This window comes from Sphingobacterium deserti, assembly GCF_000757725.1.
GTDB classification, from domain to species: domain Bacteria; phylum Bacteroidota; class Bacteroidia; order Sphingobacteriales; family Sphingobacteriaceae; genus Sphingobacterium; species Sphingobacterium deserti.
Genome location: NZ_JJMU01000024.1, coordinates 200,372 through 217,512, shown reverse-complemented (window position 1 = coordinate 217,512; position 17,141 = coordinate 200,372). Strand labels below are relative to the sequence as shown.

The following is a 17,141-nucleotide window of genomic DNA, read 5'->3' as shown; positions in this document are numbered from 1 at the left end:
TAATTTCGGTCCTATAGGAGACTAAAGCAAAATTTAATACCTAAATTTCGGAGCAACCAATTGATGGGAAGTAAATTGTATGATTAAAAATGTAAGCCTTTTGCTTTTATGTGTCCTGTTCTTTGTCCAAAATATTTGGGCTAGAGACTATGACTTTGTCGTGGCGAAAGATGGTAGTGGGCAATTCACGACAGTACAGGAAGCGATAGATGCAGTTCCCTCCTTTCGGAAAGAGACAACGACTATTTTTATAAAGAAGGGCATTTACAAAGAGAAAATCATACTTTCCGAGCCAAAACAACATATCAAATTGATTGGGGAAGATGTTTTGTCCACGATAATAACGTTTGATGACTACGCGCAGCGTAAAAACAAGTTTGGAGAAGATATTGGAACTTCGGGTTCAGCAAGCTTCTATTGTTTGGGGAATAACTTTACGGCAGAAAACATCAGCTTTGAGAATAGTGCCGGTCCGGTTGGCCAGGCTGTGGCGATGTGGGTAGCTGCAGACAAAGCTACTTTTATAAACTGTCGGTTTTTGGGCTTTCAAGATACCTTATACACTTATGGAAAGGGTGCTCGCCAGCTGTATATACATTGTTATATCGAGGGCACAGTTGATTATATTTTCGGGTCTTCCACAGCTTGGTTTGAAAACTGTGAGCTGCATTGCAAAAGCAAAGGTTACATCACCGCGGCATCTACACCAGACACCTCATCATTCGGCTATGTATTTAACAACTGCACAATAACAGGATCTTCCGATGTGCAGACATTCTATTTAGGTCGTCCTTGGCGCCCTTACGCGAAAGTCATATTCATGAATAGCACAATGCCCGCCTTTATAAACGGTGCGGGTTGGGACAATTGGGGTAAGGAAAGCAACGAACAGACAGTTTTTTTCGCAGAGTATAACAATACCGGCGCAGGCGCTTTGTCACAAAGTCGTGTCAAATGGGCAAAACAGCTTTCAAATGAACAAGGGCAAAACATCTCTTTATCAGCGGTTTTCGGAGATTGGGAGATTGACTTTCCCGTTTCCAATCAGGCTAATTTCCGGTAACGATTGCATAGTTTTTTCTTTACAATGATCAACAAAGAGTGTAGACTTGTTAAAAGAATCGCTACCAATTTTAAGCAATACAATGATGATAAGAAATTCAATTAGAGGTAAATGTATGAAGCAAACAGCAGCAATGTTGTTTAGCTTGTTAAGCCTATCGTCGGTTTGGGCGCAAGAACCTGCGCGACCAACGATACAACAAGTCAGTTTTCCGAAAGACACCACCAATATCGCGACGTTAGGCGCTAAAGGCGACGGACAGTTCCTCAACACCGAAGCCATCAATAAGGCTATTACCTCCGTAAGCCAAAAAGGTGGCGGTGTAGTATTGGTGCCGGCCGGGTTATGGCTCACAGGCCCAATAGAAATGAAAAGTAACGTGAACCTTCACGTTTCCCGGGAAGCAATAGTATTATTCTCCGATAATTTTGATCATTACAAACTGGTAGAATCCAATTGGGAGGGTGAGCCTGCTTGGCGAAACCAAAACCCGATCTCTGGAAAGAACCTTGAAAATATAGCCATCACCGGATCTGGTATTATAGACGGCAACGGCGGCGCATGGCGTATGGTGAAACGGAGTAAGATGACCGAAACGCAATGGAAAAACCTGATTTCATCCGGCGGCGTAGTTGATGAAAAAGCAAATATCTGGTATCCATCTGAAAGCTCTTTAAGCGGTGCACAGCAAAAGAAAGCCGGCGTTATGCGTCCCGGCACCACGGCGGCAGATTTTAGCGACGTCAAGGATTACCTACGCCCCAACTTACTCGTGTTTACATCATGTAAAAAAATATTATTAGAAGGCGTTACCATTCAAAACTCTCCTGCATGGAACCTGCATCCGTTGATGTGTCAAGACTTAACCCTACGCAAACTGTTGGTTCGCAACCCTTGGTATGCACAAAATGGTGATGGTGTAGACATCGAGTCTTGCAAAAACGTATTGGTTGAAGACTGTACGTTCGATGTGGGTGACGATGGTATCTGTATCAAATCGGGACGAGACAAAGCCGGGCGAGATCGCGGAATGCCAACAGAAAATGTTATTATCCGCAACAGTATCGTTTACCATGCACATGGCGGCTTCGTAATTGGTAGCGAAATGAGCGGTGGCGCACGCAATATCTGGGTGGATGATTGCTCTTTCATTGGTACCGACATCGGGCTACGCTTTAAAACAACACGCGGTCGTGGCGGCGTGGTAGAGAATATCTTTATCAACAATATCAATATGGTCGATATTCCCGGTGAGGCAATTTTATTTGACATGTATTACGCTGCCGTAGACCCGCTGCCTTTGATTGGCGACAAAAAGCAGGAGATCAAGGTTCAAAAACTTCCCGTAACGGAGGAGACCCCGCGTTTCCAAAACTTTGTCATCCGAAATGTACACGTGAATGGAGCCGATAAAGGAATATTTGTACGCGGATTGCCGGAGATGAATATCAAAAACATTAGCATCGAAAATGCTAATATCTTCGCGAAAAAAGGCATTGACATTATCGAGGCCGAGGGCATACAGTTGAAAAACGTGAAGTTAAACAGCAAGTCTTCAAATCCGCTTGTCTATATCCATAATGCTAAAAATATACATATAGATGGTTTAATGCCTGTAAATGCGACGGATTTGCTATTCCGTGTTGAAGGTGACGAAAACAAAAACATTCAGTTGAGTAAATCTGACCTCAGCAAGGTAAAGCAACAAAGTGAATTTACAAATGGGGCCAAAAAAAATGTGCTTACCATCAAAAAATAACTTATACACTAAGGATAGATGAAAAGGAATTTAATAGTTATCGTTTGTTTTTTATTGATTGCCCCGTTTACTCACGCGCAGAAAGCTGTTTCCGAACAGATGGCAATCACGGCCATGGATAAGCTTTTTAAAGATGCACGGTTTACAAACCCGGAGAAAGGTCCTACCTGGACGTATGATATGGGCGTGGTGCTTGAAGGCATCGCTGAAGTTTGGCGAAATACGGCAGATCCTGTCTATTTCCAATATATTGAAAACTGGATGGATCAGTATGTAGGAGAAGATGGTACTATACGTAATTACAAAGCGACAGAATACAATATAGACCATGTAAAAAACGGCCGCTCCCTACTATTTCTTTACAAAGTAACAGGCAAGCAAAAATATTTGAAAGCGAGCGAGAAGCTATACGCTCAGCTGAAAACGCATCCGAGAACAAATGAAGGCGGATTTTGGCATAAGCATATTTATCCCAACCAAATGTGGTTAGACGGTTTGTACATGGCACAGCCCTTTTATACAGAATACGCTGCGCTCATGAATATCCCGGAAATATATGAGGATGTGGTGAATCAGTTTACCTACATGGAAAACCATGCTCGCGATGCAAAGACAGGTCTTTTATACCATGGATGGGATGAATCGCGAAAAGAGCGTTGGTCTGATCCCCAAACAGGTTTATCCAAGCATTTTTGGGGGCGCGGAATGGGTTGGTATGCCATGGCACTTGTTGACGTGCTGGACAACTTCCCACAAGATCATCCTCGGCGTAAAGAACTTATTCAGATCTTAAACCGCACATTAACAGCCGCCGCAAAATTTCAAGATAAAAAGTCTGGCGTGTGGTATGATATTCTTGATCTAGGTACACGTGAAGGCAATTATTTGGAAGCCTCGGCATCCAGCATGTTCGTCTATGCTATGGCTAAAGCAGTCAGAAAAGGCTATGTTTCGTCTTCATTTCAAAAGAATGTGGACAAAGGGTATGCAGGCTTACTGAAAGAATTTGTTACGCCGGCCGGTCAAGATCGGGTGGATCTAAACCGTGTGGTGGAAGTATCCGGCTTGGGTGGAAAAAAATACCGCGACGGAAGTTTCGAGTATTACATGAGCGAACCCATTCGTACCAATGATCCTAAAGGAGTAGGCGCTTTTATACTCGCCTCTTCGGAAGTGGAATTTGCGAAACATCCGAAAAAGAAAAAGCCGGTTACGGTAACACTGGACAATTTCTACAATAAGGAATTCAAGAAAGGCCCAAGTGGCCAATTAGAGCCCTATCACTACCTATGGAATGGTGATGACAACAATGGCTTTTTTCTTCTGGGTCGTATTTTCGAACAACATGGTGCGAAATTAAATACCCTTGCTGATGCACCGAGTGCCCAAAAGCTAGGTAAGAGCGGTATTTATATCATTGTTGACCCCGATACGGAGAAAGAAACACAAAAGCCAAACTTCATGAACGAAGCCGAGGCGAAGGAGATTGCGAAATGGGTGCATAAAGGCGGCGTATTGGTTTTGTTATTAAACGATGCAGGAAACTGCGAGCTGACGAAGTTCAATGTGCTTCCCCAACAATTTGGTATTACATTTAACGAAGACAGCCGAAATCGCGTAAAAGGTAATCAATACGAAACAGGAGCCATAGAAATTCCTACAGGCACAGGCATCTTCGATAAAACAAAGAAAATATATATCAAAGAGATCTCGACCATGCAAATCAAAGATCCTGCAAAGTCTCTTGTTGAAGATCAAGGTGACACTATCATCGTGACCGCAAAATACGGCAAAGGAACGGTATTCGCCATTGGCGATCCTTGGTTGTATAATGAATACGTCGATGGTAGAAAGCTGCCTAAAGCATATCAAAATTTTGACGCGGCAAACGAGCTTGTTAGTTGGTTGGTTAAACAGGCAAAGTAAAAAGTAAGGTATCGGAAATTTGGTTTGGGATAGCTTGCTACATAGATTATATCCAATAGATGATATCAACGAAAAAGAGAAAAATAAATAAGATAGTAGAATAGAGAATGTTGCTTTCAAAAGAGAATTTAGAGAAAATAACCACGAGCAAAGTGGAGCTGCCGCAGGCAGACTCCTTTGCTCTGCCCGAGCGTGTGCTTCAGTTTGGTACCGGTGTGTTGCTCCGTGGTTTGCCCGACTATTACGTCGACCAAGCCAATAAACAAGGTCTGTTCAACGGACGTATTTTGGTGGTTAAATCGACCAGCAGTTCTGGCGCAGATGCTTTTGCCCAGCAAAACGGGCTATACACCTTGTGTATCAAAGGAAAGAAGGATGGAAAAGAGGTTATTCAATACACGCTCAACAACGCCATTTCACGGGTACTATCGGCGTCTTCGGATTGGAATAGCATATTAGAGGCTTCGAAAAACCCAGATTTGGTTGCCGTATTTTCTAATACTACGGAAGTAGGTATCGTGATGAGCAATGATAAATTGACCGATGTACCTCCAGCCTCCTTTCCCGGCAAGTTGCTGGCGTTCTTGTTTGAACGCTACCATTACTTTAAGGGTGATGCAGGTAAGGGTCTCGTTATTTTACCAACGGAACTCATCTCCGATAATGCACAAAAGCTAAAGAAAATCTTATTGAGCCTTGCGGCACAAAATGAATTGGATGCGGCGTTCGTTGCATGGTTGGAAGAGGCTAATGATTTCTGTAACACACTTGTCGACAGGATTGTTCCTGGACGTTTGCCTGCTGCAGAACAAAAAGAGACCGAAAACTTGTTGGGCTACGAGGATGAGTTGATGATTATGGCGGAGCCTTTTAGCCTTTGGGCGATAGAGACCGCGTCTTCACGCGTGCGCGAAAAACTATCCTTTGCAACAATAGATCCGGGCATTGTACTTGTCCCATCCATCGATAAATTTAAGGAAATTAAACTTCGCCTGTTAAACGGCACCCATACCCTAAGCTGCGCCGCAGCGCTATGGAGCGGATTTGTCACCGTGAAAGAAGCCATGAACAATAAAGCTTTCAATGACTTCGTTAAGGGACTTATGCAACAGGAGATAGGCAAAGCAATTTTGGACCAATACATCGAGCAATCCGATGTAGACACCTTCTCCAACAGCGTTATCGACAGGTTTAGCAATCCTTTCTTAGATCACCGCTGGGAAAACATTGCGATGAATTTTACATCGAAAATGAACATGCGTAATATTGCTTTGCTCGATAAATGGTACAATAAGAACTTGGTGCCACCACAGCATATTGCCCTTGGCTTTGCGGCGTACTTGAAATTTATGGATACGCAGCATGTCGATGGAAAATATGTACAAACCATAGGCGATGCGTCAATTGCGCTGCAAGATGAATTTGCACCGCAACTTCATGAATATTGGAAGGATAAGCATACTGTCGTGCGCCATGTGTTACGCGATGAGAGCCTATGGGGAAAAGATTTAAGCAAATACCCAGAATTTGAAACGACCGTACAACGCTACCTAGATGAGATTGCGGAGAACGGCGTATTGAAGACAATTGAAAAGTTAAATGCAGTATGGCAAGTAGAATATTAAGGATACATCCAAAGGACAACGTTTTGGTTGCGTTGCAGGATCTATCAAAGGGCGAAGCGATAGAATTTGAGGGCATTACTTACGTCTTGGAAGACGACATACCCGCAAAGCATAAGTTCTTTATGCAGGATATGCAACAGGCTGATGAGATATATATGTATGGCGTCTTGGTTGGAAAGGCACAATATGCAATCCCACGTGGTGGCCTTATGAATACCGATAACACCAAGCATGCGGCAGATCCATACACCTTCAGACCGTATAACTACCATTGGGAAGCACCCGATGTTTCCCGCTTTGAGGGGCGTACATTCAATGGCTATCTACGTAACGATGGGCGTGTGGGAACGGCCAACTACTGGTTGTTCATCCCTACTGTTTTCTGTGAGAACAGAAATTTGGATGTTATAAAAGAGGCCCTTTACAACGAATTGGGCTATTCAGTAACCGGCAAATACCGTTCTTTTACGCATGAGCTGCTAGCAGCATATGAAGAAGGGCAAGATATTGCCAACCTTTCTCCAGACGCGCTGAGTGTAGCTTCGCATACAAAGAATCGGGTATTCAAAAATGTGGATGGTATCAAGTTTCTTAACCATCAAGGTGGCTGCGGAGGTATTCGCCAAGATGCGGCCGTGCTGGGCAAGTTGTTAGCTGCGTATGCCGATCATCCTAACGTTGCGGGCGTAACCGTTCTGAGTTTGGGCTGCCAGAACTTGCAGCTTACAGATTTGATGGATGATATCAAAGCGCGTAATCCGCAGTTTGACAAGCCTATGTTTGTGTTCGAACAGCAGCAGTCGAAAAGCGAGGAGCAGCTTATCAAAGAAGCGATACAGAAGACTTTTGCAGGCCTTGTCGAAATTAATAAGCTCAGTCGCCAACCGGTGCCGTTGAGCAAGCTCACTTTGGGTGTGAAATGTGGTGGTAGCGATGGCTTCAGCGGTATATCCGCAAATCCTGCTGTAGGTTATACATCAGATCTGCTTGTCGCTTTAGGCGGAAAAGTGCTGTTAGCAGAGTTTCCTGAACTTTGCGGCGCGGAGCAAAATCTCATAGACAGAACCATCGAACCAGATGCTGCCCATAAATTTATGGAATTGATGGGAGCCTATAGCCAAGCCGCGGAAAACGTAGGCTCTGGGTTTCACATGAATCCATCACCGGGTAATATTCGTGATGGCTTGATTACGGATGCGATCAAAAGCACGGGCGCTGCCAAGAAAGGCGGCAACTCACCGGTGGTGGATGTGCTTGACTATACCGAAGAAGCCACAAAGGCTGGCCTTAGCTTGGTCTGCACGCCCGGCAACGATGTCGAAGCAACAACAGGAAAAACTGCCTCCGGAGCGACCTTGATCCTTTTTACTACCGGATTGGGTACACCAACGGGAAACCCTATTTGTCCGGTTATCAAAGTAGCCACCAATAACGCCTTAGCCGCTCGTATGTCCGATATCATTGATATCAATACGGGAGCGATCATCGATGGTGAAAAAACCATCGCCGAAATGGGCGAAGATATCCTTGAATATTGTATAAAAGCAGCGAGTGGCGAAGTGATTCCCAAAGCTGTACAGTTGAATCAAGACGATTTTATTCCTTGGAAACGCGGAGTAAGTCTATAAAAACACCAAGCATGAAAGCATTTTTAGACGAGAACTTTTTATTACAGAGCAAAACGGCGCAGGATCTTTATCATCAATATGCGAAGAACCAGCCCATCATTGACTACCATAATCACTTAATTCCCGAGCAGATCGCGAATAACAGCCGCTTTGAAAACATCAGTCAGGTGTGGTTAAACGGTGATCATTACAAATGGCGGGCTATGCGTGCCAACGGTGTAAATGAGAAATACATCACCGGCGATGCATCCGACAGAGACAAATTTCTAAAATGGGCGGAAACAGTGCCCTATACCTTACGCAATCCTCTATACCATTGGACACATTTGGAATTGCAACGCTATTTCGGCATTACCGACCTTTTATCGCCAAAAACAGCGGAAAAAATCTATGAAGAAACCGCGGCAAAGTTAGCGGAGCCGGGTTATGACGTCCGCGGTCTTTTACAAAAGATGAATGTGGAAGTCGTCTGTACAACAGATGACCCTATTGATGCCTTAAACTTTCATCAGCAATTTGCTAACGAGCAACATAGCTTAAAGATGTTACCGGCTTTTCGTCCGGATAAAGCCATGAATGCGGATGATGTAGAGGCGTTAAACGCGTACATCGATCAGGTAGAAGGTGTTGCGAACAAATCGATCAGCAGCTATCAAGAATATTTGGATGCCTTGAAAAGCCGGCATGACTTCTTCGCGGAAAATGGTTGTTCGGTTTCCGATCACGGACTGGAGCAAATTTACGCTGAAGATTATACAGATGAAGAGATCGCAGGTATCTTCCAAAAGATCCGCAGGAACCAAGCGTTGAGCTATAGCGAAAACCTAAAGTTCAAATCAGCGATGCTGGTGCAGTTTGCAGAATGGGATCATGAAAAAGGCTGGGTGCAGCAATATCACTTAGGCGCTTTGCGCAACAACAACGCGCGTATGCTGCGAGTGAACGGACCAGATACCGGATGGGATTCCATTGGCGATTTCTCGCAGGCGCGTGCACTTTCTAAATTCTTAAACCGACTGGACAACCAGGATCGTTTAGCAAAAACCATTTTATACAACTTAAATCCTGCCGATAACGAGCTCATGGCTACGATGATCGGAAATTTCAATGACGGGTCGATAAAAGGTAAAGTTCAATTTGGATCGGCATGGTGGTTCTTGGATCAGAAAGATGGCATGACCAAACAAATTAATGCTCTATCCAACATGGGACTATTGAGTCGCTTAGTAGGAATGCTTACTGATTCACGCAGCTTTTTATCTTTCCCAAGACATGAATATTTTAGAAGACTGATCTGCGATATTTTTGGTGAAGATATCGAAAAAGGTGAGTTACCAAATGACTTGGAATGGATAGGAAAAATTGTCAGCGACATCAGCTACAACAATGCAAAAGAATACTTTAATTTTAAATAATGAGTAAAGGAAACGTGCTCAGTTTCGGGGAGATACTATTACGTATCTGCCCGGACATGGCTACTGATTGGGTAGCCGCAGGGCAGTTGCCATTTTATATCGGCGGGGCCGAACTAAATGTTGCTACAGCACTCGCGCTATGGGAGGTGCCTTCTTCTTACATGTCAGCAATGCCACAAAATACGATCAGCGACGGTATTGGACAACATCTAGAAGATAAAGGATTAGACATCACGCAAATGCGCTGGCAGGGCGATCGGATAGGAATATACTATCTTCCAAAAGGTAAGGATGTAAAAAACGCGGGGGTGGTGTATGATCGTGCTGGCTCCTCTTTTGCTCACCTTAAAAGAAGCGACATCGATTGGGATGCCGTGTTCCATGGTGTAAGTTGGTTTCATTTCTCTGCTATTTGTCCAGCCATTAATGAAGAAATCGCGAAAATTTGCTTGGACGCTGTCCAAGCAGCCAAAGAAAAAGGAATTACGGTTTCGCTAGATCTAAACTATCGTGCTAAGCTATGGAAATACGGGAAAGACCCTATTGATGTGATGCCCGCTTTGGCGCAGCATTGCGATTTGATTATGGGCAATATCTGGGCGGCGCATAAAATGCTAGGTACTAGCTTAAATGAAGAATTTACCGTTAACCAGTCCGAATATCCTAAAACAGCATTGCTGGAACAGGCGGCCAAGACAAGCCAAGAGATTATCCAACGTTTTACCGGCTGCCAATATGTTGCAAACACCTTTCGTTTTGATCATCTGGAACAGGGAATAAAGTACTATACCTCCCTGTATGTGCATGATGAACTTTTGGTATCAAATGAGTATCTTTCAGAAAGCATTGTAGATAAGGTTGGGAGTGGCGACTGCTTTATGGCAGGCTTAATCTACGGGCTTTATCATCAACATACGAGCAATGATACGCTGCAATTTGCAACCGCAGCAGCCTACGATAAATTATTTATTCCAAGTGATGCCACAGTTAGTTCGGTATCAGCAATAGAAAAAAGAATAAAACATGACTAAAAGAAAAGAGGTCCTAGACGCTATATTAACACAAGGAATGCTTCCTTTGTTTTTTCATACCGATGCAGCGGAAAGCGTCAATATCGTGCGTACGCTTTACCATGCCGGCATCCGGGTTTTTGAGTTTACCAATAGGGGTATCGAAGCTCCGGCCGTATTCAAGGCCTTGGTAGCCGCTCGTGATGAGGAAATGCCCGGGCTACATTTAGGCATCGGAACCATAAAGAATACTGAAGAAGCAAGCCAATTCATTGCTTTGGGAGCAGATTTTATTGTAGCGCCCATCGTGACACCGGCAGTAGGTGAACTTGTGCACAAAGAAGGGCTTCTGTGGATTCCGGGCTGTATGACGCCAACGGAGATTACACTTGCTCAAACACTGGAAGCGTCTTTGATAAAGCTATTTCCAGCCAATATTCTTGGTCCCGGTTTCCTATCCGCTATCCGGGAATTGTTCAAAGGCCAGCTCTTTATGCCGACAGGCGGCGTAGATCTGGAAATTGAGAACTTGAAATCTTGGTTTAAAGCTGGTGTATGTGCTGTAGGCATGGGCAGTAAGCTTATTGATCCGAAGCGCGTAGAGAGACTTGCAGAAAGAACTGCGCAAGCTATCTCACTTGTAAAACAGGCGCAACAAAGTTAGAAGGGCTCTCGTAAGACTGGAGCATATCGTCATCGTAAGCAGCAGAGGTAACGACAACGTATTATTGGGTTTATCAAGCTAAGATCAAATGGTTACACTCCCTCGCTATGACGGTTTTTTACATTACTCAACACCTTTTTTAGAAAGACACTTATCACATACTTCGTAGACCACAATTTTTGATATTTTTATTTTAACATTTTAATTTCCAAGCTACCAATGACTAATGAAAAAAAAGGAAACTACAGGTGGACGATCTGCGCCCTCCTGTTTTTTGCGACCACGATAAACTATATGGACAGGCAGGTGCTCTCTCTGACCTGGAAAGATTTTATTAGTCCAGAATTTCACTGGACAAATAGTGATTACGGTTTGATTACAGCCTTATTTTCTATCTTCTATGCCGTGAGTATGCTTTTCGCCGGCCCGTTTGTAGACTGGATGGATACCAAGAAGGGTTTTTTATGGGCCATCGGCATTTGGTCTTTGGGCGCGATTTTGCACGCATTCTGCGGTATTGCTACCTCAGGAATTGTTGCGGGTGAATGGTTTGTAGGCTTTGAAGGTGCGAAGCATGCCATAGGACAGGTTCAGGATGTCGCTCGGGTAATCAATGTAAGTGTTGTCTTATTTATCTTTGCACGTTTTGTGCTTGCTGTCGGTGAAGCTGGAAATTTTCCTGCCGCGATCAAAGCTACCGCCGAATATTTCCCAAAGAAAGATCGTGCTTTAGCCACTAGTATCTTTAATGCCGGCGCCACAATAGGCGCTTTGGCGGCTCCCCTTTCTATTCCTGTCATTGCCGCCTATTGGGGGTGGGAAATGTCTTTCATTATCATTGGTGCACTAGGCTTTGTGTGGATGGGATTTTGGGTGTTCTTGTATAAGAAACCTCACAAAAATCCGAAGGTAAATGCAGCGGAGCTGGTATACATTATGCAGGATGGCGACCATGAAGAAGAAACGACACCGGAAATGGCCGTTCCAGTCGTAAAAAAGAAAATGTCTTTGGCCACTTGTTTCAAATACAAGCAAACATGGGCTTTTGCTTTTGGTAAATTCATGACTGACGGTGTTTGGTGGTTCTTCCTGTTTTGGATGCCGGCCTACCTTTCTGCCGTTTACGATATTAAATCATCGGATACGGAAGGACAGCTAGCTATCTTTGTGTTATACCTCATCACGCTATTATCAATTATCGGAGGCTGGTTGCCAACCTACTTCGTGGATAAGAAAGGGCTTAATCCTTATGAAGGCCGGATGAAGTCTATGCTCATCTTTGCTTTTGTTCCTTTAGCCGTATTGTTTGCACAGCCTTTGGGTCATATCTCTTATTGGATTCCTGTTTTGCTGATCGGCTTGGCGGGTGCAGCACACCAATCGTGGTCAGCGAACATCTTCTCCACGGTAGGTGACATGTTTCCTCGACGTGCCATTGCTACGGTTACTGGTATCGGTGGCCTTGCGGGTGGCGTTGGGTCTACGTTCATTAACTTTTTCTCCGGAAAACTGTTTGATCATGCGAAAGAAACGCAAATGACATTTCTGAACTTTCAGGGCGAAGAAGCAGGATACTTTATCGTATTCTCGTTTTGTGCCGTAGCTTACCTCATTGCTTGGATAGTTATGAAAAGCCTTGTGCCACGCATGGAGTTGATCAAAGACTAATTACATCGACTTATTTTAATACCTAAATAATTTTAACAATGGAGTTAGATTTAGAAAGCATATTTTACGGGGAGGAAGATATCCCTGCGGAATATGCATTACAAGAACAAATCGATCAACGTGAGTTCTTGTCAAATGGTGAGATGTTGCCCTGGACGGGCCAGGTTAGTGAAGTATTTTCGCCGATCTGCGTAAAAACAAAAGATGGGCTTAAACGAAAGCGCATCGGCAGTTACCCAGTATGTACCGAAAAGGAGTCTTCAGAAGCTTTAGAAGCTGCCGTTAAAGCATATGACAATGGCCGCGGCGAATGGCCTACGATGAGCGTTGCCGACAGAATAATCTGCGTAGAGCGCTTTACACAGAAAATGATCGATAAGAAAGATATCGTCGTCAAGCTGATCATGTGGGAAATCGGGAAATCGTTTGCTGATTCGGTGAAAGAATTTGACCGAACCGTTGAATACATATACGCAACGATCGATGCGTTGAAAGACGTAGATCGCGATTCTTCGCGCTTTCAGATCGAGCAGGGTATCATTGCACAAATCCGGCGCTCGCCGCTTGGTGTTGTGTTGTGTATGGGGCCTTTCAACTACCCGCTGAACGAAACCTTCACCACGCTTATTCCTGCCCTTATTATGGGTAACACCTTGTTATTTAAACCACCTAAGCATGGTACACTTTTGCACTACCCTTTGTTGGAAGCCTTCCGCAGCAGTTTTCCAAAAGGTGTCGTGAATACCATATACGGTCGTGGAAATAAGATCGTTCCACAATTAATGCAGTCTGGTAAAATCAATGTTCTGACCTTAATTGGATCAAGCAGAGTGGCTGATGAATTGAAGAAATTGCACCCTCGTGTAAATCGCTTACGCGCTATTTTGGGGTTGGATGCAAAAAACGCGGCCATCATCACGAAAGATGCTGATTTAGATCTGGCGGTTTCAGAGACCGTGTTAGGTTCTTTATCATTCAATGGGCAACGCTGTACAGCTTTAAAGATTATCTATGTGCATAGAAGCGTTGCACAAGAATTCTTGAAAAGACTAAGCGCAGAAGTAGGGAAATTGAAGTATGGCATGCCTTGGGAAAAGGGCGTTGCATTAACTCCGCTACCGGAAGTAAATAAGCCGGCCTATTTAACCGAATGTTTGGAAGATGCGAAAAGCCATGGCGCGAAGGTTGTCAATGAGCATGGTGGCGAAACACTGGAATCATTTTTCTATCCGGCCATTGTTTACCCGGTCAATGCACAGATGAAACTATACCGCGAGGAGCAGTTTGGTCCGGTTATTCCTGTGGTTCCTTTCGACGACCTGGAAGAGCCAATAGAATACCTGATCGAATCTTCACACGGACAGCAGGTGAGTATCTTTAGCAACAATGCGGCAGTCATTTCTTCCTTGATCGATCCATTGGTGAATCAGGTTAGCCGGGTGAATATCAATGCCCAATGCCAACGTGGGCCCGATACATTTCCGTTCACCGGTCGTAAAGACAGCGCAGAAGGCACATTGTCTGTAGTAGACGCTTTACGTTCGTTTTCGATACGCTCGCTGGTAGCGACCAAGAATACGGATAAGAACAAGAAGTTATTGAACGAAATCGTTCGCGACGACAGTTCGAACTTCTTGAGTACAAAGTATATTTTCTAATTTTTTCTTTTTTGTGCGGGTAACAGCAATGTTGCCCGCACTTATTTGCTCTAGCGTGTCCATGCTTGCCTTTCTCGTCTATTTTGGGTATCATTACGTAATTTTACGCAGATGGCCTTCGAAAACTACACGATAAAAGATATTGCCAGAGCTTTAAACCTCTCGCCTTCAACGGTCTCTCGAGCCTTGCGGGACAGTTACGAGATAAGCACAGAGACAAAGCAAATCGTGTTGGCTTATGCAGAGAAGATTAATTACCGGGCGAACCCTATCGCGCGCAGCTTAAAAGAACGAAAGAGCTACAGTATCGGGATTATAGTTAGCGAAATAGCAAATAATTTCTTTTCCCAAGTGATTGACGGTATCGAATCCGTTGCCTACAGCAAAAATTATCAGGTCGTTATCTCACAGACGCATGAATCTGCGGAGCGCGAGCGGCTTAATGTGGAACACCTTTACTCACGGTCGACCGATGGGCTACTTATGGCCCTTTCTGCTGAGACGAGTGACTGTTCATACCTTGAAAGCCTAATGGATAAGGGCTTCCCTATCGTTTTTTTTGATCGTGTCCCTGCGCAAATTCGCTCGCATAAAGTGATTGCGGATAATAAGCAGGGCGGATATGATGCTGTAAACTACCTGTCTAAAAAAGGCTGCAAAAAGATAGCCCATGTAACCGGCGCAAAAAAGCTATCTATTACGAAAGAAAGGCTAGAAGGTTATAAAATGGGTTTGCTAGCGCATAACCTTGACTTCAACCCTGCGCTAGTAAAATACTGCGAATATGGTGGCCTGCACCAAGATGAGCTTGAAAAGGTTGTGATGGAATTACGCGATCAGGATTATGATGGGATTTTCATATCGGGCGATAAATTGACAACGGGTTATCTCCAAGCAATGAATGAGCAGGATAGCCATAAGCTAGACCATATTGCCATCGCAGGATTTACCAATTCAAAAGTTGTAAACATCTTTTCACCGACAATTACCGCTATACGACAGCCGGCTTTCGACATGGGGCAACGTGCAGCGGAACTTCTTATTCAACAAATTGAATCCAAGCAAGCTGATACCGACTTCCAAACGGTGGTATTACCCACCACACTGATCGAAAGAAAATAATATTCCCCCACCAAATGGCAGGGGAACTGATGTTGTTTTTGGGCGTCTTTAATCCGCCCTTAGTTATTCAAATTTGGGTTATTGTTCGATTCATTTTCCGGAATCCCGAAAATATAATACGGGCTGTTCACTGTAAATTCCGGGCCGGCATTATTTTCCGTACGTGTTGTCGTATGTCCTATCGCATTTACGGTCTGCGTTCTGCCGTCAGGCAAGGTGATCGTGACGCGTACGGGTACTGCTTCGCCTTGTGGATTAACCGTTGTATATGCCTTACGTTCGACTTTGCCTTGTGTTCTGATAATATCAGCAAGAGCAAAACCTTCACCCCACAGCTCTTTTCGGCGTTCCAGGAGCACTTCCGCAATCACCTCGTTTTGTGACCTGCCTACCAAGGATAATGCCGTTGCGTTTCTAGCCACGCGGAGCTGGTTCAGCGCCGCAGCGGACTCCTCCAGCCTATTTAGTCTCGCATAGGCTTCGGCCTGAATTAAATAGGTTTCGGCAGCACGTATAAGAACAATATCACCAGTCATATCCTCCCGAAATTTAAATTTTGCATAGCGTAACAACCCATATCGCGCCGGTGCCGCATTATCCCATGAAAAAAGCCTTGACCGCACATCTTGCTCTTCAAAATATTCTTTAAAATGAGGGTCTGCCATAAAACTATAGTAATACGATGCGGGCGTCGTTACATCTAAAAAATGGAAGTGATAGCTGGCCACGCTTTGATCGGGGCGCTGCCCATGCCCCCAGATCCATTCTGCATTGGTCAGATCGTTAAATCCAGCGCCATATTCTTCACCCGACATGAGGGGATAACCTGTACGAGCCTCCCCCGCTTTTTGTGCAGCTGCTTCCCAATTGCCTGTTTGCAAGTACGCGCGGGCAAGCAGCGCTTGCACCACCTGTTTATTTATTTTGTACTTCTGCGAGGATGGCCTTTGATACCCTTCCAACAGCGCTTCAGCCGCTGTCAGATCGCGGATCACTAAATCAAAAATTTCTTTTAATGTAGCTTTTGGGTTTCCAACCGTTTGCGGACCGGTAGGTTCGGTATAGATGGGTGCCGTTTTTGCATTTGGATCCTTTTGGTAGCTCAATTGATAAAACGAAGCAAGCGTTAAATAACTATGTGCCCGAAAAGCCAAGGACTGTCCTTTGAGCTGCTGTCTTAACGCATCATCACCGGGAATGTTGTCGACATTGGCTAGTATAATGTTATTGGAGTTAATGGCCGTATACAAGATGCTCCAAAAGGCATTTACGCGCGTGCCAACACGTGTATGCATCTCCAAATAGTCATACGGGCTAAGGTATCCATAACGCCCACGAACCACAGCGACGTCGTTTCCCATTGCATCACTCGCACGCAAGATAGAGGCGTATCCGGGGTTAGCGAATGTAAAATAGGTATCCATATAGGTACTCCATGTACCGTTTAGCAGCGTCTGTAAATTTTCCACATTGTCAATGACAACAGATTCTGGTACAGAGGTCGTCGGTATGGTATCCAGGTAATCATCACAGGAACTAAATCCGGTAACAAGAAACAGAAACGTAAAAAGTCGGTATATATTCTTATGCATGTTATTTTTCC

12 protein-coding genes are annotated in these 17,141 nt (G+C 44.4%); 11 read left to right on the top strand and 1 reads right to left on the bottom strand.

The window, feature by feature from the left end; genetic code table 11:
• The first annotated feature begins 79 nt into the window (after window positions 1–79).
• From DI53_RS08280 to DI53_RS08230, 11 genes are all read left to right on the top strand, one after another.
• Entirely contained in the window at window positions 80–1,063 is a 984-nt protein-coding gene (locus DI53_RS08280; protein WP_117624863.1) for a pectinesterase family protein, read from the top strand.
• 115 nt (window positions 1,064–1,178) lie between these two features.
• The gene (locus DI53_RS08275; RefSeq protein WP_037497553.1) at window positions 1,179–2,822 is read left to right on the top strand and encodes a glycoside hydrolase family 28 protein; all 1,644 of its coding nucleotides are present in this window, start codon (window positions 1,179–1,181) and stop codon (window positions 2,820–2,822) included.
• An 18-nt stretch (window positions 2,823–2,840) separates the two neighbouring features.
• Window positions 2,841–4,748, top strand: a complete 1,908-nt coding sequence (locus tag DI53_RS08270; RefSeq protein WP_037497551.1) for a glycoside hydrolase family 88 protein — start codon at window positions 2,841–2,843, stop codon at window positions 4,746–4,748.
• Between the two features lie 107 nt (window positions 4,749–4,855).
• The gene (locus DI53_RS08265; protein ID WP_037497549.1) at window positions 4,856–6,373 is read left to right on the top strand and encodes a tagaturonate reductase; all 1,518 of its coding nucleotides are present in this window, start codon (window positions 4,856–4,858) and stop codon (window positions 6,371–6,373) included.
• Complete coding sequence (locus DI53_RS08260; protein ID WP_037497547.1) at window positions 6,355–8,001, top strand: UxaA family hydrolase; 1,647 nt, start codon at window positions 6,355–6,357, stop codon at window positions 7,999–8,001. Before DI53_RS08265 ends, DI53_RS08260 begins: the two co-directional genes overlap by 19 nt.
• 11 nt (window positions 8,002–8,012) lie before the next feature.
• Window positions 8,013–9,416 carry a glucuronate isomerase gene (gene uxaC / locus DI53_RS08255; protein WP_037497545.1) on the top strand — a complete coding sequence of 468 codons (1,404 nt, stop codon included), beginning with the start codon at window positions 8,013–8,015 and terminating at the stop codon, window positions 9,414–9,416.
• Window positions 9,416–10,447 (top strand): sugar kinase, encoded by a 1,032-nt coding sequence (locus DI53_RS08250; protein ID WP_037497543.1) that lies wholly within the window; start codon window positions 9,416–9,418, stop codon window positions 10,445–10,447. Before uxaC ends, DI53_RS08250 begins: the two co-directional genes overlap by 1 nt.
• Complete coding sequence (locus tag DI53_RS08245; RefSeq protein ID WP_037497541.1) at window positions 10,440–11,090, top strand: beta/alpha barrel domain-containing protein; 651 nt, start codon at window positions 10,440–10,442, stop codon at window positions 11,088–11,090. The genes DI53_RS08250 and DI53_RS08245 overlap by 8 nt, the downstream gene beginning before the upstream one ends.
• A 219-nt stretch (window positions 11,091–11,309) precedes the next feature.
• Entirely contained in the window at window positions 11,310–12,758 is a 1,449-nt protein-coding gene (locus DI53_RS08240; RefSeq protein WP_037497539.1) for an MFS transporter, read from the top strand.
• Window positions 12,759–12,796: 38 nt separating this feature from the next.
• Window positions 12,797–14,416, top strand: coding sequence for an NADP-dependent glyceraldehyde-3-phosphate dehydrogenase (locus tag DI53_RS08235; RefSeq protein WP_037497537.1), 1,620 nt, complete (start codon window positions 12,797–12,799; stop codon window positions 14,414–14,416).
• Window positions 14,417–14,527: 111 nt separating this feature from the next.
• Window positions 14,528–15,538, top strand: coding sequence for a LacI family DNA-binding transcriptional regulator (locus DI53_RS08230; protein ID WP_037497534.1), 1,011 nt, complete (start codon window positions 14,528–14,530; stop codon window positions 15,536–15,538).
• 59 nt (window positions 15,539–15,597) lie between these two features.
• Here DI53_RS08230 and DI53_RS08225 read toward each other — a convergent pair whose 3' ends face one another.
• Window positions 15,598–17,130 carry a RagB/SusD family nutrient uptake outer membrane protein gene (locus DI53_RS08225; protein ID WP_037497532.1) on the bottom strand — a complete coding sequence of 511 codons (1,533 nt, stop codon included), beginning with the start codon at window positions 17,128–17,130 and terminating at the stop codon, window positions 15,598–15,600.
• Window positions 17,131–17,141 lie beyond the last annotated feature (11 nt).

What these genes read in the sequence shown, in the direction of transcription:
- DI53_RS08270 (WP_037497551.1), top strand. Translation starts at nt 2,841, where the DNA reads ATGAAAAGGAATTTAATAGTTATCGTTTGTTTTTTATTGATTGCCCCG.
- DI53_RS08225 (WP_037497532.1), bottom strand. Translation starts at nt 17,130, where the DNA reads ATGCATAAGAATATATACCGACTTTTTACGTTTCTGTTTCTTGTTACC.
- DI53_RS08240 (WP_037497539.1), top strand. Translation starts at nt 11,310, where the DNA reads ATGACTAATGAAAAAAAAGGAAACTACAGGTGGACGATCTGCGCCCTC.
- uxaC (WP_037497545.1), top strand. Translation starts at nt 8,013, where the DNA reads ATGAAAGCATTTTTAGACGAGAACTTTTTATTACAGAGCAAAACGGCG.
- DI53_RS08250 (WP_037497543.1), top strand. Translation starts at nt 9,416, where the DNA reads ATGAGTAAAGGAAACGTGCTCAGTTTCGGGGAGATACTATTACGTATC.
- DI53_RS08245 (WP_037497541.1), top strand. Translation starts at nt 10,440, where the DNA reads ATGACTAAAAGAAAAGAGGTCCTAGACGCTATATTAACACAAGGAATG.
- DI53_RS08265 (WP_037497549.1), top strand. Translation starts at nt 4,856, where the DNA reads ATGTTGCTTTCAAAAGAGAATTTAGAGAAAATAACCACGAGCAAAGTG.
- DI53_RS08280 (WP_117624863.1), top strand. Translation starts at nt 80, where the DNA reads ATGATTAAAAATGTAAGCCTTTTGCTTTTATGTGTCCTGTTCTTTGTC.
- DI53_RS08230 (WP_037497534.1), top strand. Translation starts at nt 14,528, where the DNA reads ATGGCCTTCGAAAACTACACGATAAAAGATATTGCCAGAGCTTTAAAC.
- DI53_RS08235 (WP_037497537.1), top strand. Translation starts at nt 12,797, where the DNA reads ATGGAGTTAGATTTAGAAAGCATATTTTACGGGGAGGAAGATATCCCT.
- DI53_RS08275 (WP_037497553.1), top strand. Translation starts at nt 1,179, where the DNA reads ATGAAGCAAACAGCAGCAATGTTGTTTAGCTTGTTAAGCCTATCGTCG.
- DI53_RS08260 (WP_037497547.1), top strand. Translation starts at nt 6,355, where the DNA reads ATGGCAAGTAGAATATTAAGGATACATCCAAAGGACAACGTTTTGGTT.